The sequence below is a fragment of the Luteimonas sp. MC1895 genome, from assembly GCF_016457215.1.
Classification (GTDB): domain Bacteria; phylum Pseudomonadota; class Gammaproteobacteria; order Xanthomonadales; family Xanthomonadaceae; genus Luteimonas.
Genome location: NZ_JAEMDY010000006.1, coordinates 189,039 through 202,419, shown reverse-complemented (window position 1 = coordinate 202,419; position 13,381 = coordinate 189,039). Strand labels below are relative to the sequence as shown.

The window sequence follows — 13,381 nt, the reverse complement described above, 5'->3', positions numbered from 1 at the left end:
CACTCCTAAGGTGGTGCCGTGTGGGGAGACCGGGAATATCGTGGTTTTCCGACGCATGAAACCCGCCGCAGAGGGGTATGGAGTGGCAGACGTGTTGCAGGGCGAGAACGCCATCACGATCGACGACAAGGGACGGCTGGCGATTCCGACCGGCTACCGGGAGATCGTCGCGTCCGATTTCGGCAACCGCCTCGTGATCACCTACAACCCCTTCGAGGTTGGCGCCCTCTGGATCTACCCCTACGCCGTCTGGGAAGGCGTGCGTGACAGCGTCAACAAGCTGTCGCGCCTGAAGGCGACCAACCGCGCCATGCAGCTGAAGCTGGTGGGCGCCGCCTCGATCGTCGAGCCGGACGGCAACGGACGCATCGCCATTCCCGCCAGCATGCGCAACGCGCTGGGCCTCGAGAAGAAGGCCGTCCTGCTGGGCATGGGCGACAGGTTTGAACTCTGGAGCGAGCAGGCACATCGCGCGCAGATCGGGACGCCGCTGGGCGACGACGATCTGGGCGACGACCTGGTCGGGTTGCAGCTGTGACCGTGGGTGCCGCGGATGCCCGCTCCGCGCACCTTCCGGTCTTGTTCAAGCAGGTCATGGAAGGGCTGCGCGTGCGTGAGGACGGGACGTACCTGGATGGCACCTTCGGCCGCGGCGGCCATGCGCGTGGCGTGCTGGAGGCGCTGGGGGGTGGAGGCCGGCTGCTGCTGATGGACAAGGATCCCGAGGCCATCGCCGTCGCCGAACGCGGGTTCGGCACGGATCCGCGCGTCTCGATCTTCCGCGGCAGCTTCGCCGAGCTGGGCCGCTGGGACGCCGCCTCTTCCGGACTCGACGGCGTGCTGTTCGACCTTGGCGTGTCCTCGCCCCAGCTCGACGTCGCCGAGCGCGGCTTCAGCTTCGGCAAGGACGGCCCGCTCGACATGCGCATGGACCCGGACTCGGGCGAAAGCGCGGCCGAGTGGCTGGCGCGCGCTTCCGCCGACGAGATCGCCGACGTGCTGTGGACCTACGGCGAGGAGCGGATGAGCCGCCGCATCGCCCGCACCATCGTCGAGCGCCGGATCGCGACGCCGCTGACCCGTACCGGGCAGCTGGCCGAGCTGATCGCCTCGGTGATGCCGCGTCCGAAGCCGGGCCGCCACGAGATCCATCCCGCCACGCGCTCGTTCCAGGCCATCCGCATCCACGTCAACCAGGAGCTGGCCGACCTGGAGACCGGCCTGGCCGCCGCGCACGACGCGCTGCGCCCGGGCGGCCGGCTGGCGGTGATCAGCTTCCACTCGCTGGAAGACCGGATCGCCAAGCGCTTCATCGCCGCGCGTGCCAAGCCACCGGCGGGCAATCGCCGCCTGCCCGAGGCTGCGCCGTTCGTGCCGACCCTGCGCGAGATCGGCGGCGCCATCCGCGCCGGTTCCGACGAGCTTGCCGACAATCCGCGCGCGCGCAGCGCCGTGCTGCGCGTGGCCGAGAAGCTTGAGGCGGTGGCATGACCCGCTTCCTGGTCATCGTGCTGCTCGCGGCGAACATCGTCGCGGGCATCGGCGTGGTCCACGCGCGCCACCAGCATCGCCAGCTCTTCGTCGAGCTGACCCGGCTGGTGGACGAGCGCGACGAGCTCAACATCGACTTCGGCCGCCTGCAGCTCGAGCAGGCGACCTGGGCCGAGGCCAACCGCGTCGACCAGGTCGCGCGCGCGCGACTGGGGATGAAGTTCCCCGAGGCCGACGAGATCGTGGTGGTGCAGCCGTGAGGTTCCGCCGCGACCGCAACGGGACCGTCAGGCCGCGGGGCCGCGCGCAGTTCGACCTGCGCGGACGGCTGAAGCTGATCGTCGGCGTGCTCGGCGCCTGCGGCGTCATCCTGGTGGCGCGCGCGGTCGACCTGCAGCTGGTCGACAACGCCTACTACCAGCAGAAGGCCGATTCGCGCTTCCTGCGCGAGATCCCGATCGCCACCTCGCGCGGCATGATCACCGACCGCAACGGCGAGCCGCTGGCCGTGTCGTCGCCGGTCGACAGCGTCTGGGGCAATCCGCAGGAGCTGCTCAAGCACCCGGACCGGCTGCCGCAGCTCGCCGAGGCCCTCGGTGTGCCGCTGGACCACCTCGAGCGCCGCCTCGCGCAGCGCGCCGACAAGGAATTCGTCTACCTCAAGCGCCGCATCAACCCGAACGAGGCCGAGGCGATCCTGGCGCACAAGGTGCCCGGGGTGTTCTCGCAGCGCGAGTTCCGCCGCTTCTATCCGCAGGGCGAGGCACTGGCCCACGTGCTCGGCTTCACCAACATCGACGACGCCGGCCAGGAAGGCGTGGAGCTCGCGTTCGACGAGTGGCTGCGCGGCACGCCGGGTGCGCAGAAGGTCATCCGCGACCGCCGCGGCCGCATCGTCGAGAACGTCGACTTGGTGCGCGCCGCGCAGCCGGGCAAGGACCTCACGCTCAGCATCGACCGCCGCGTGCAGTACCTCGCGCACCGCGAGCTGCGCGCCACGCTGGAGCGCACCGGCGCCAGCGCGGGCTCGGTGGTGGTGATGGACATCAGTACCGGCGAGATCCTCGCCATGGCCAACCTGCCGACCTACAACCCGAACTCGGTCACCGGCGAGCACCGCGATGCGCGCCGCAACCGCGCCGTGACCGACCTCATCGAGCCCGGCTCGACGATCAAGCCGATCACCGTGGCGGCAGGGCTCTCGGCCGGCGTGATCACCCCGCAGACGATCTTCGACACCAACCCCGGCTGGATCCCCAACGGCCGCTACCGCACCACCGACCACCGCAACCTGGGCGTGCTCGACACCACGGGCGTGATCACCAAGAGCTCGAACATCGGCACCTCGCGGATCGTCGCGAAGCTCGACAACGCCTACTTCCACGACTACCTCGCCAGCCTGGGCTTCGGCCGCAGCACCGGCAGCGGCTTCCCCGGCGAGGCCTCGGGCCTGCTGCCGCCGGCCGCCAACTGGAGCGGCACCAGCAAGCAGACCATGAGCTACGGCTACGGCCTGTCGGTCACGCCGCTGCAGATCGCGCGCGCCTACGCCACGCTGGCCAACCACGGGCGCGCCGTGCGCCCGACCCTGGTCAAGGGCCAGCACGAAGAGCCCGCGCAGGTGATGGATGCCGGCGTGGCCGACACCGTGCTGAAGATGATGCAGACGGTCACCGAGCCGGGCGGCACCGCGATCCAGGCCGCGATTCCCGGCTACCACGTGGCCGGCAAGACCGGTACCGCGCGCAAGGCCTCGGGCGGCGGCTACTCGCGCCGCTACGTGTCCTTCTTCGCCGGCGTGGTGCCGGTCGAGAACCCGCGCTACTCGATGGTGGTGGTGATCGACGATCCGGATCCCGCCAAGGGCATCTACGGCGGCGCCGTGGCCGGCCCGGTGTTCCAGAAGACCATGGAGGGCGCCCTGCGCCTGATGGACGTGCCACCGGATGACATCGAGACCTGGCTGGCCGAGCAGGCCAAGCAGCAGGCGAAGGAGCGCGCGCGGAGTGCGCCACGCCAGGCGCGCGCGAGTGCCGCGTTGTCCGCGGGCGCGCTGCCGGCCGGTGCCACCCCGGCCTCGTTGCCGGCAGCCGCCGCTCCGGGAGGCCGTCGGTGAGCCGCCGCATGCGCCTGGCCGAACTGCTGCCCGACGTCGACGGCGTGCCGCCGTCGCTCGAGGTGTCGGGCCTGGTGCTCGACAGCCGCAGCGTGCGCGCAGGCGACGGCTTCGTCGCCATCGGCGGCTTCGGCACCCATGGCCTGCACTTTGCCGGGCGCGCGCTGGCCGATGGTGCCGCCGCGGTGCTCTTCGAGCCGCCGGTGCCGGGCGACGTGCCTGCGCCGCCTGCCGGCGCGATCGCCGTCCCCGGCCTGCGCGCGCGCATGGGCGCGATGGCCGATGCCTTCCATGGCCGTCCTTCGGCGGCGATGTCCACGGTCGCCGTGACCGGCACCAACGGCAAGACCTCGACCGTGCAACTGCTGGCGCAGGCCTGGGAGCTGCTCGGCCGCCGCGCCGCGACGATCGGCACGCTGGGCGCGGGCCTGCACGGCGACGTGCGCCCGACCGGCTTCACCACGCCGCTGGTGCTGCAGGTGCACGCGCTGCTCGCCGAGCTGCGCGACGCCGGCGCGCAGGCGGTGGCGATGGAAACCAGTTCGCACGCGCTCGACCAGGGCCGCGTGGACGCGGTGCATTTCGAAGTCGGCGTGTTCACCAACCTCACCCGCGACCACCTCGACTACCACGGCGACATGGCCACCTACGGCGCGGCCAAGGAGCGCCTGTTCGCGGTGCCTGGGCTCGCGGCCGCGGTGGTCAACGTCGACGACGGCTTCGGCCAGGAACTGTTCGCGCGCCTGCCCCCGGGCCTGCGCCGCATCGCCACCAGCGCGCGCGACGACGCGCGGGCCGAGGTGGCGGCATCGGACGTCGTGCTCGACGCGGCGGGGATCGCCTTCGGGCTGCGCGTGGGCCAGGCGCTGCACGCCGTGCGTTCGCCGCTGCTCGGCCGCTTCAACGTCGAGAACCTGCTGGCCGTCGCCGGCGTGCTGCATGCCCAGGGCGTCGCCGCCGACGCGATCGCCGGCGTGCTGGGCCGGCTGCAGCCGATCGCCGGGCGCATGAACCGCCTCGGCGGCCACGATGGCCTGCCGCTGGTCGTGGTCGACTACGCGCACACGCCGGACGCCCTCATGCAGGCGCTGTCCAGCGTCCGCGCCCACGCCGCCGGCCGCATCACCTGCGTCTTCGGCTGCGGCGGCGAGCGCGACCGCGGCAAGCGCCCGGAGATGGCCGCCGCGGCCGAGCAGGGCGCCGACGCCGTGATCGTGACCGACGACAACCCGCGCGGCGAAGACGGCGATGCCATCGTGGCCGAAATCATGGCCGGGTTCGCCGACGCGTCGCGGGTGACGGTGCAGCGCGACCGCGCCGCCGCCATCGCGCGTGCCGTGGGCGCGGCGGGTCCCGGCGACATCGTGCTGGTCGCCGGCAAGGGCCACGAGTCCTGGCAGGAGATCGGCGGCGTCCGCCATCCCTTCGACGACCACGACGTGGCGCAGCGCGCCCTCGGAGGCCGGGCATGAAGCCGATGGCGCTCTCGCAGGTCGCGCAGGCCTGCAACGGCCGGCTCCAGGGCGAGGACCTGCTCGTCGACGCGGTCGTGAGCGACAGCCGGACCCTGGCCGCGGGCGGCGCGCCGCTGTTCGTGGCGATCGCCGGTGATCAGTTCGACGGCCATGCGCATGTCGCCGCGGCCGCCGCCAACGGCGCCGTCGCGGCCCTGGTGTCGCATCCCGTGGACGCGCCGCTGCCGCAGGTCGTGGTCGGCGACACGGTCGAGGCGCTGGGGTCGCTTGCCCGCACATTGCAGGCCGCGCGCGTCGGGCAGTCGGTGGTCGCGATCACCGGCAGCAACGGCAAGACCAGCGTCAAGGAGCTCGCCCTGTCGATCCTCGGGCGCTTCGCGACCGTGGTCGCGAGCCCGGGCAACCGCAACAACGAGATCGGCCTGCCGCTGGCGATGATCGACGCCGACGACGCGGCGCGCTTCGCGGTCTACGAGATGGGTGCCGGCAAGCCTGGCGACATCGCCTACCTCGCCGCCATCGCGGCGCCGCGCGTGGCGCTGGTGAACAACATCGCCCCCGCGCACCTCGAGCGCATGGGCACGATCGCCAACGTCGCCGACGTCAAGGGCGCGATCTACGACGCCCTTCCGGCCGATGGCACCGCGGTGGTCAACGCCGACGACGCCTTCGAGTCGTTCTTCGCCGAGCGCGCGCATGGCCGGCGGATCCTGCGCTTCGGCTTTGTCGCCCGCGCCGACGTGCGCGTGCGCGACCTGGTGCTGCGCGAGGACGGCAGCGACTTCGTGCTGGTGACGCCGCTGGGCGAGGCCGCGGTCGCGCTGGCGCTGCCGGGCCGGCACAACGTCGCCAATGCGATGGCCGCGGCGGCGCTGGCCTTGGCCTGCGACGCCCCGCTTGCTGCGATTGCCGAGGGGCTCACGCTGGCCCGGCCGGTGCAGGGCCGCCTGGTGCGCCACCGCCTGCCAGGTGCCTGGCTGGTCGACGACAGCTACAACGCCAATCCGGGTTCGCTGGCCGCGGCGATCGACACCCTGGCCACGGCCGGCGGTGGCGGCTGGCTGGTGCTCGGCGACATGCGCGAACTGGGCGAGGACGCCGAAGCGCTGCACGCGGCCGCGGGCCGCCGCGCGCGCGAGGCGGGCGTGGCGCGGCTGTTCGCGCTGGGCACGCTGGCGGCGAAGGCGGCCGAGGCGTTCGGCGAGGGCGGCGCGGTGTTCACATCCCACGCAGAGCTAGCCGCCGCGGTGAAGGACGCCCTTGTAGGAGCGGCTACAGCCGCGATCGCCGCGCCGCCGATGCCAGCTGTCGAAGACGCCCGGATCGCGGCTGTAGCCGCTCCCACAGGGGCGGGTCGTTCGCCTGCGGTGGCGGGCGATCGGCCGGTGCCCACGGTGCTGGTGAAGGGTTCGCGCGGCAGCGCGATGGATCGCGTGGTCCGCGCGTTGCTTGAAGGAGTCGACACCGATGCTGCTTGAACTCACGCGCTGGCTGCAGCAGCTCGAAGGCCTGTTCGGCCTGTTCGGCTACCTGACCTTCCGCGGCATCCTCGCGGCCCTGACCTCGCTGGCGCTGTCGCTCTGGTGGGGTCCGGCGGTGATCCGCAAGCTGGCCCAGTACAAGGGTGGGCAGCCGATCCGCCAGGACGGCCCGCAGACGCATTTCTCCAAGGCCGGCACGCCGACCATGGGCGGTGGGCTGATCCTGATCACGGTGCTGGCCTCGGTGCTGCTGTGGGGCGACCTGCGCAACAAGCACGTGTGGCTGGTGCTGGTGGTGATGGCCGGCTTCGGTGCCATCGGCTGGTGGGACGACTGGATCAAGATCGTGAAGCGCGACCCCAACGGCATGCGCTCGCGAACCAAGTACGCGCTGCAGTCGGTGATCGGCCTCGCCGCCGGCCTGTTCCTGTGGTTCAGCGCCGACACGCCCGTCGCGACCACGTTCTACATCCCGTTCTTCAAGGCGGTGGCGCTGCCGCTGGCCGGGGTGTCCTTCGTCGCCATCGCCTACTTCTGGATCGTCGGCTTCTCCAACGCGGTCAACCTGACCGACGGCCTGGACGGCCTGGCGATCATGCCGACCGTGCTGGTGGCCTGCGCGCTGGGCGTGTTCGCCTATGCCTCGGGCAACGCGGTGTTCGCCGAGTACCTGCAGATCCCGCGGGTGCCGGGGGCCGGCGAACTGGTGATCATCTGCGCCGCGATCGCGGGGTCCGGCCTCGGATTCCTCTGGTTCAACACCTATCCGGCGATGGTCTTCATGGGCGACATCGGCGCGCTGGCGCTGGGCGCCGTGCTCGGCTGCATCGCGGTGATCGTGCGCCAGGAGCTGGTGCTGGTGGTGATGGGCGGCATCTTCGTCATCGAGACGCTGTCGGTGATGATCCAGGTCGCCAGCTTCAAGCTCACCGGCAAGCGCGTGTTCCGCATGGCGCCCATCCACCATCACTTCGAGCTCAAGGGCTGGCCGGAGCCGCGCGTGATCGTGCGCTTCTGGATCATCTCGGTGATCCTCGTGCTGGTCGGCCTCGCCACCTTGAAGGTGCGCTGATGGACAGGACCCACGACCGCAGCAGCCAGGCCGTCCGCCTCGAGTCCATCGGCGGGCGCTACGACCCGTGGATGCTCGGTGCAGCACTGGCGCTGGCGTCGCTCGGCATCGTGATGGTGGGCTCGAGCTCGATCGCCATCGGCGAGGAGCTGGGCGTGGGCCCCAACCATTTCCTGGTGCGCCACGTGGTGTTCATGGGCCTGGGCGGCGTGCTCGCCTTCGTGGCGATGCGGCTGGAGCTCAAGACCGTCGAGCGCTACGACCGGCTGCTGCTGCTGGGGTGCGTGCTGGCGCTGCTGGCGGTGTTCATCCCCGGTCTTGGCTCGAGCGTCAACGGCGCGCAGCGCTGGATCAACCTCGGGGTGTCGAAGTTCCAGGCCGTCGAGGCGGTCAAGGTGATGTACATCGTCTGGCTGGCCAGCTACCTGGTGCGCTTCCGCGACGAGGTCAATGCCACCTGGGGCGCGATGCTGAAGCCGATCGGCGTGGCCGTGGTGCTGATGGTCCTGCTCGCCTTCCAGCCCGACTTCGGCTCCTTGGCGCTGATCCTGGCGATCACCGCCGGGATGCTGGTGCTGGGCGGCGTCCACCTGCCGCGGATGGCCGCGCCGGTGGTGCTGCTGCTGCCGGCGCTGGCCGCGGTGGCGATCGCCGAGCCCTACCGCATGCGCCGCCTCACCTCCTTCATGGACCCCTTCGCCGATCCGTTCAACAGCGGTTACCAGCTGGCCAACGCGCTGATGGCGGTCGGTCGCGGCGAGTTCTGGGGCGTGGGCCTGGGCGCTTCGATCCAGAAGCTCAACTACCTGCCCGAAGCGCATACCGACTTCATCCTCGCGGTGATCGCCGAGGAGCTCGGCTTCGTCGGCGTCTGCCTGGTGATCGGGCTGTACGCGCTGCTGGTCGGCCGCGCCTTCCTGATCGGGCTGCGCTGCGTCGAGAACCGCCGCCACTTCGCCGGCTACATCGCCTTCGGCATCGCGCTGTGGATGAGCCTGCAGACCCTGGTCTCGATCGGCGTGAACCTCGGCCTGCTGCCGACCAAGGGGCTGACCCTGCCGCTGGTCTCGTCGGGCGGCTCCAGCGTGATGATGACCTGCGTCGCGGTGGGCCTGCTGCTGCGCGTGTCCTACGAGCTCGACCGTACCCAGCGCCAGGTCGCGCGCCTGCGTGGCGAAGCCGCCTCGCCGGCCGCGCCGCCGGCGCCGATGCCCGCCACCACCCAGCCGGTGCCGTCGCTGGCCGCGCGCGGCACCAGCCGCCTGCGCCAGCGCATCGAGCCCCGCCTCAGCCCCGGAGCCCAGGCATGATCCGCCGCCTTCACGATACCCACGGCGTGCCGATGGCCGACTTCGCGCGGCGGCATTCGCGCGTGCATTTCATCGGCATCGGCGGCACCGGCATGAGCGGCATCGCCGAGGTGCTGTGCACGCTGGGCTACCAGGTCTCGGGTTCGGACATGGCCGACAGCGCGGTGACGCGCCGCCTCGCGGGCCTTGGCGCGACCGTGCATCGCGGCCACGGCGCGGCCAACGTGCTGGGCACCGACTGCGTGGTGGTGTCGAGCGCCATCCAGCCCGACAACCCGGAGCTGCTGGAAGCCCGCGCGCAGCGCATCCCGGTGGTGCCGCGCGCCGAGATGCTGGCCGAGCTGATGCGCTTCCGCCGCGGCGTCGCCGTCGCCGGAACCCATGGCAAGACCACCACCACCTCGTTGCTGGCGAGCGTGCTGGCCGAAGGTGGCCTCGATCCCACCTTCGTCATCGGCGGCAAGCTGCTGGCCGCCGGCGCCAACGCGCGCCTGGGCGGCGGCGACTGGCTGGTGGCCGAGGCCGACGAGAGCGACGGCAGCTTCCTGCGCCTGAATCCGCTGGTCGCCATCGTCACCAACATCGACGTCGACCACCTGGAGAACTACGGCGGCGATTTCGCGCGCGTGCAGCAGGCCTTCTCCGAGTTCCTGCACCGGCTGCCGTTCTACGGCCTCGCGGTGCTGTGCATCGACGACCCCGAAGTGGCGGCGCTGGCCGGCACGGTTTCGCGCCACGTGATGACCTACGGCTTCCATGCCGACGCCGACGTGCGCGCCGACAACGTGCGCCAGGACGGCGCGACGATGTCCTTCGATCTGGTGCTGCCCGACGGCTCGTCCACGCCGATGGAGCTGGCGATGCCGGGCCGGCACAACGTGCAGAACGCGCTCGCGGCGGCGGCGGTGGCCTGGGAGCTGGGCGTCCAGCCGGACGCGATGCGCACCGCGCTGGCGAAGTTCGCGGGCGTCGGCCGCCGCTTCAACCGCCTGGCCGAGCTCACGACCGCGCGCGGCGCGCGGGTGCAGCTGGTCGACGACTACGGGCACCATCCGCGCGAACTGGCGGCGGTGTTCGAAGCCGCGCGCGGCGGCTGGCCCGAGCGCCGCCTGGTCGTGGCCTTCCAGCCGCACCGCTACAGCCGCACGCGCGACCTGCTCGACGACTTCGCGGGCGTCCTGTCCGACGTCGACGCGCTGGTGCTGACCGAGGTCTACCCGGCCGGCGAGCAGCCGCTGCCGAATGCCGACGCGCGTGCGCTGGCGCGCGCCATCCGCGCCCGCGGCCGCATCGACCCGGTCGTGGTCAACGGACCGGGCGACCTGCGCGACGTGCTGCCCGACATCCTCGAGGACGGCGACCTGCTGCTGGTCATGGGCGCCGGCGACATCGGCCACGCCTCGCAGAGCCTGGCCGCCGACGGCTTCCCGGCCGCGGGGGAGGGCGCATGAGCCTGCACCTGCCCGCACTGCGCGTGACCGATGCCACCGCCTTCGGCCGCGTGGCCGTGCTGCTGGGCGGCGACACCAGCGAACGCGAGGTGTCGCTGGACTCCGGCGCCGGCGTGCTCGAGGCCCTGCGCTCGCGCGGCGTGGACGCGCACGCCGTCGACGGCGTCCCGACGCTGCTGGCCGAGCTGCAGGCCGGGCGCTACGCCCGCGTGTTCAACATCCTCCACGGCGGCGCCGGCGAGAACGGCACGCTCCAGGGCCTGCTCGACGCGCTTGGCGTGCCGTACACCGGCTCGCGCGTGCTCGGCAGCGCGTTGACCATGGACAAGATCCGCACCAAGCAGGTCTGGCTGTCCGAAGGCCTGCCGACCCCGCGCTACGAGCGGCTGGCGAAGGGCGCCGACCTGGCCGCCGCCGCCGCGCGCCTCGGCTATCCCGTGTTCGTCAAACCGTCGTCCGAAGGCTCCAGCGTCGGCGTGTTCCGCGTGCTGGCCGAGGCCGACCTGGCGCCGGCGATCGCGTTCGCGGCCGCGTACGACGGAGAGCTGCTGATGGAGCAGATGGTGCGCGGCGACGAGCTGACCGTCGGCATCCTCGGCGACGTCGCCCTGCCGTCGATCCGCATCGTGCCGGCCGGCGAGTGGTACGACTACCACGCCAAGTACGTCGCCGAGGACACGCAGTACCTGTGTCCGGGCCTCGACGGCGATGATGAAGCCGCGATCCGCGACCTCGCGCTGCGCGCGTTCCGCGCGGCGGCGTGCAGCGGCTGGGGCCGCGTCGACGTGATGCGCGACCGAGAGCGCGGCCTGCAGCTGATCGAGGTGAACACCGCGCCGGGCATGACCAGCCATTCGCTGGTGCCCAAGGCCGCCGCGCAGCTGGGCTGCGACTACGCCGAGCTGTGCTGGCGCGTGCTGGAGCAGACGCTGTGAGCGCACTGGCGCGCATCCTCGCCTGGACGCTCGCGGTGGCGCTGGTCGCGCTGCCGGTGGTCGCCGTGGTCCAGGGCTGGATCGGCGCCGAGCGCTGGCCGCTGCGCACGCTGCGGATCAACGACAACCTGCAGCAGGTCGATCCGGCCGTCGTCCGCGAGGCGGTGCTGCCCTTTGCGCAGCAGGGCTTCTTCGCGGTGCGCCTGGACGAGGCGCGCCACGCCGTCGCGCGCCTGCCCTGGGTGGAGCAGGCGGAGGTGTCCAAGCGCTGGCCCGACGTGCTCGAAGTGCGGGTCAGCGAACACCGTCCCTATGCGCGCTGGGGCGAGGGCCGCCTGCTGTCGCAGCAGGGCCGCGTATTCCCCGCCGCCGATGTCGACGTGCCGCAGGGCCTGCCGCTGCTGCACGGCCCCGACGGTCGCGTCGACGAGGTGGTCGAGCTGTACCAGGAAGCCAGCGGCCTGTTCGCGCCGGCTGGTTACAGCGTGCGCGCGCTGCTGCTCGACAACCGCGGCAGCTGGGCGATGGTCCTCTCCAACGGCACCGAGGTGGTCATCGGCAGCCACCAGGCGCGCATCCGCATGGCCCGTTTCGCCCGCCTCCTGCCGCAGCTGCTGCAGCAGGAACAGCTGCCGCTGTCGCGCGCAGATCTCCGATACACGAATGGCTTCGCCCTGACCTGGGCCGAGGAAAGCACTGCATGAACCGCAAAGGCGACAAAGCCCTGATCGTCGGCCTCGACATCGGCACCTCCAAGGTGGTGGCCCTGGTGGGCGAGTATTCGCCGGGCAACCCGATCGAGGTTATCGGCATCGGCAGCCACGAATCGCGCGGCCTCAAGCGCGGCGTGGTGGTCGACATCGAGTCCACCGTGCAGTCGATCCAGCGTGCGATCGAGGAGGCCGAGCTGATGGCCGGCTGCGACATCCGCTCGGTCTACGCCTCGATCTCGGGCAGCCACGTGCAGTGCAAGAACTCGCCGGGCATCGTGCCGATCCGCGACGGCGAAGTGACCTGGTCGGACCTCGACCGCGTGCTCGACGCCGCCAAGGCGGTCGCGATCCCGGCCGACCAGAAGATCCTGCACGCCATCCCGCGCGAGTACGTGCTCGATGACTCGCAGGAAGGCATCCGCAATCCCGTCGGCATGACCGGCGTGCGTCTGGAGGTGCACGCGCACCTGGTGGTCTGCGCGCAATCGGCGGCGGCCAACATCTCCAAGTGCGTGCAGCGCTGCGACCTGCAGATCGACGACCTGGTGCTGTCCTCGCTGGCGTCCAGCACCGCGGTGTTGACCAGCGACGAGCGCGAGCTGGGCGTGGTGATGGTCGACATCGGCGCCGGCACCACGGATCTGGCCGTGTTCGTGCAGGGCGCGATCTGCCACACCTCTTCTCTGCCGATCGCCGGCGACAAGGTCACCGAGGACATCGCGCACATGCTGCGCACGCCCACGCCCGAGGCCGAGCAGATCAAGGTCCGCTACGCCTGCGCGCTGGCGCAGCTGGCCACCAGCGAAGAGTCGATCCAGGTGCCGAGCGTCGGCGACCGCCCCCCGCGCCGCCTGCCGCGCCAGTCGCTGGCGCAGGCCGTGCAGGCCCGCTACGAGGAGATCTTCGAAATGGTGCAGGCCGAACTGCGCCGCTCCGGCTTCGAGCAGCACGTGCGCGCCGGCATGGTGCTCACCGGCGGCGCCGCGAAGATGGAAGGCGTGGTCGAACTGGCCGAGGAAATGCTGCAGATGCCGGTGCGCGTGGGCATCCCGCAGCACGTGACCGGCCTGGGCGAAGTCGTGAACAACCCGGTCCACGCCACCGGCGTCGGCCTGCTGCTGATGGGCAGCCAGATCGAGCACCCTCGCCGCCCCGTGCTGCCCACCGGCCGCGCCGGCAGCGTCCTGAAGAAGCTCAAGACCTGGTTCCAGGGGGAGTTCTGACCATGGCCAGACCCCGGCAGGCCGCCCTTTGTAGGAGCAGCTACAGCTGCGACCCCTCCCACCACACCCGTCGAAAACGAAAACGAAGCATCCGCACCACCCCGCGACACCCAT

At 71.6% G+C, this 13,381-nt stretch carries 12 protein-coding genes; all 12 read left to right on the top strand.

The features are described 5' to 3' along the window. The first annotated feature begins 82 nt into the window (after positions 1-82). From JG616_RS13100 to ftsA, 12 genes are read left to right on the top strand one after another with little or no spacing between them, the layout of a single operon-like run. Positions 83-538 carry a division/cell wall cluster transcriptional repressor MraZ gene (locus JG616_RS13100; RefSeq protein WP_199362688.1) on the top strand — a complete coding sequence of 152 codons (456 nt, stop codon included), beginning with the start codon at positions 83-85 and terminating at the stop codon, positions 536-538. After that, positions 535-1,491 (top strand): 16S rRNA (cytosine(1402)-N(4))-methyltransferase RsmH, encoded by a 957-nt coding sequence (gene rsmH, locus JG616_RS13095; RefSeq protein ID WP_343225027.1) that lies wholly within the window; start codon positions 535-537, stop codon positions 1,489-1,491. The genes JG616_RS13100 and rsmH overlap by 4 nt, the downstream gene beginning before the upstream one ends. Continuing rightward, entirely contained in the window at positions 1,488-1,751 is a 264-nt protein-coding gene (ftsL, locus tag JG616_RS13090) for a cell division protein FtsL (RefSeq protein ID WP_199362689.1), read from the top strand. Before rsmH ends, ftsL begins: the two co-directional genes overlap by 4 nt. Further along, positions 1,748-3,607, top strand: a complete 1,860-nt coding sequence (locus JG616_RS13085; protein WP_199392855.1) for a penicillin-binding protein 2 — start codon at positions 1,748-1,750, stop codon at positions 3,605-3,607. The genes ftsL and JG616_RS13085 overlap by 4 nt, the downstream gene beginning before the upstream one ends. Further along, positions 3,604-5,079, top strand: coding sequence for a UDP-N-acetylmuramoyl-L-alanyl-D-glutamate--2,6-diaminopimelate ligase (locus tag JG616_RS13080; RefSeq protein ID WP_199392854.1), 1,476 nt, complete (start codon positions 3,604-3,606; stop codon positions 5,077-5,079). The genes JG616_RS13085 and JG616_RS13080 overlap by 4 nt, the downstream gene beginning before the upstream one ends. Continuing rightward, the gene (gene murF, locus JG616_RS13075; RefSeq protein WP_199392853.1) at positions 5,076-6,560 is read left to right on the top strand and encodes a UDP-N-acetylmuramoyl-tripeptide--D-alanyl-D-alanine ligase; all 1,485 of its coding nucleotides are present in this window, start codon (positions 5,076-5,078) and stop codon (positions 6,558-6,560) included. The genes JG616_RS13080 and murF overlap by 4 nt, the downstream gene beginning before the upstream one ends. Further along, entirely contained in the window at positions 6,550-7,635 is a 1,086-nt protein-coding gene (mraY, locus tag JG616_RS13070) for a phospho-N-acetylmuramoyl-pentapeptide-transferase (RefSeq protein WP_199362693.1), read from the top strand. The genes murF and mraY overlap by 11 nt, the downstream gene beginning before the upstream one ends. After that, positions 7,635-8,945 (top strand): putative lipid II flippase FtsW, encoded by a 1,311-nt coding sequence (gene ftsW / locus JG616_RS13065; protein ID WP_199392852.1) that lies wholly within the window; start codon positions 7,635-7,637, stop codon positions 8,943-8,945. The genes mraY and ftsW overlap by 1 nt, the downstream gene beginning before the upstream one ends. Next, a complete protein-coding gene (murC, locus tag JG616_RS13060; RefSeq protein ID WP_199392851.1) occupies positions 8,942-10,396 on the top strand; it encodes a UDP-N-acetylmuramate--L-alanine ligase in 1,455 nt (484 codons plus the stop codon). Before ftsW ends, murC begins: the two co-directional genes overlap by 4 nt. After that, on the top strand, positions 10,393-11,331 hold the full coding sequence (locus JG616_RS13055; RefSeq protein WP_199392850.1) for a D-alanine--D-alanine ligase: 939 nt from the start codon (positions 10,393-10,395) through the stop codon (positions 11,329-11,331). Before murC ends, JG616_RS13055 begins: the two co-directional genes overlap by 4 nt. Next, positions 11,328-12,035: a cell division protein FtsQ/DivIB gene (locus JG616_RS13050; RefSeq protein WP_199392849.1), complete on the top strand. Its 708-nt coding sequence runs from the start codon at positions 11,328-11,330 to the stop codon at positions 12,033-12,035. The genes JG616_RS13055 and JG616_RS13050 overlap by 4 nt, the downstream gene beginning before the upstream one ends. Continuing rightward, positions 12,032-13,267 (top strand): cell division protein FtsA, encoded by a 1,236-nt coding sequence (gene ftsA, locus JG616_RS13045; RefSeq protein WP_189498659.1) that lies wholly within the window; start codon positions 12,032-12,034, stop codon positions 13,265-13,267. The genes JG616_RS13050 and ftsA overlap by 4 nt, the downstream gene beginning before the upstream one ends. Positions 13,268-13,381: the final 114 nt, after the last annotated feature.

What these genes read in the sequence shown, in the direction of transcription:
- JG616_RS13055 (WP_199392850.1), top strand. Translation starts at nt 10,393, where the DNA reads ATGAGCCTGCACCTGCCCGCACTGCGCGTGACCGATGCCACCGCCTTC.
- murF (WP_199392853.1), top strand. Translation starts at nt 5,076, where the DNA reads ATGAAGCCGATGGCGCTCTCGCAGGTCGCGCAGGCCTGCAACGGCCGG.
- murC (WP_199392851.1), top strand. Translation starts at nt 8,942, where the DNA reads ATGATCCGCCGCCTTCACGATACCCACGGCGTGCCGATGGCCGACTTC.
- ftsW (WP_199392852.1), top strand. Translation starts at nt 7,635, where the DNA reads ATGGACAGGACCCACGACCGCAGCAGCCAGGCCGTCCGCCTCGAGTCC.
- mraY (WP_199362693.1), top strand. Translation starts at nt 6,550, where the DNA reads ATGCTGCTTGAACTCACGCGCTGGCTGCAGCAGCTCGAAGGCCTGTTC.
- ftsL (WP_199362689.1), top strand. Translation starts at nt 1,488, where the DNA reads ATGACCCGCTTCCTGGTCATCGTGCTGCTCGCGGCGAACATCGTCGCG.
- ftsA (WP_189498659.1), top strand. Translation starts at nt 12,032, where the DNA reads ATGAACCGCAAAGGCGACAAAGCCCTGATCGTCGGCCTCGACATCGGC.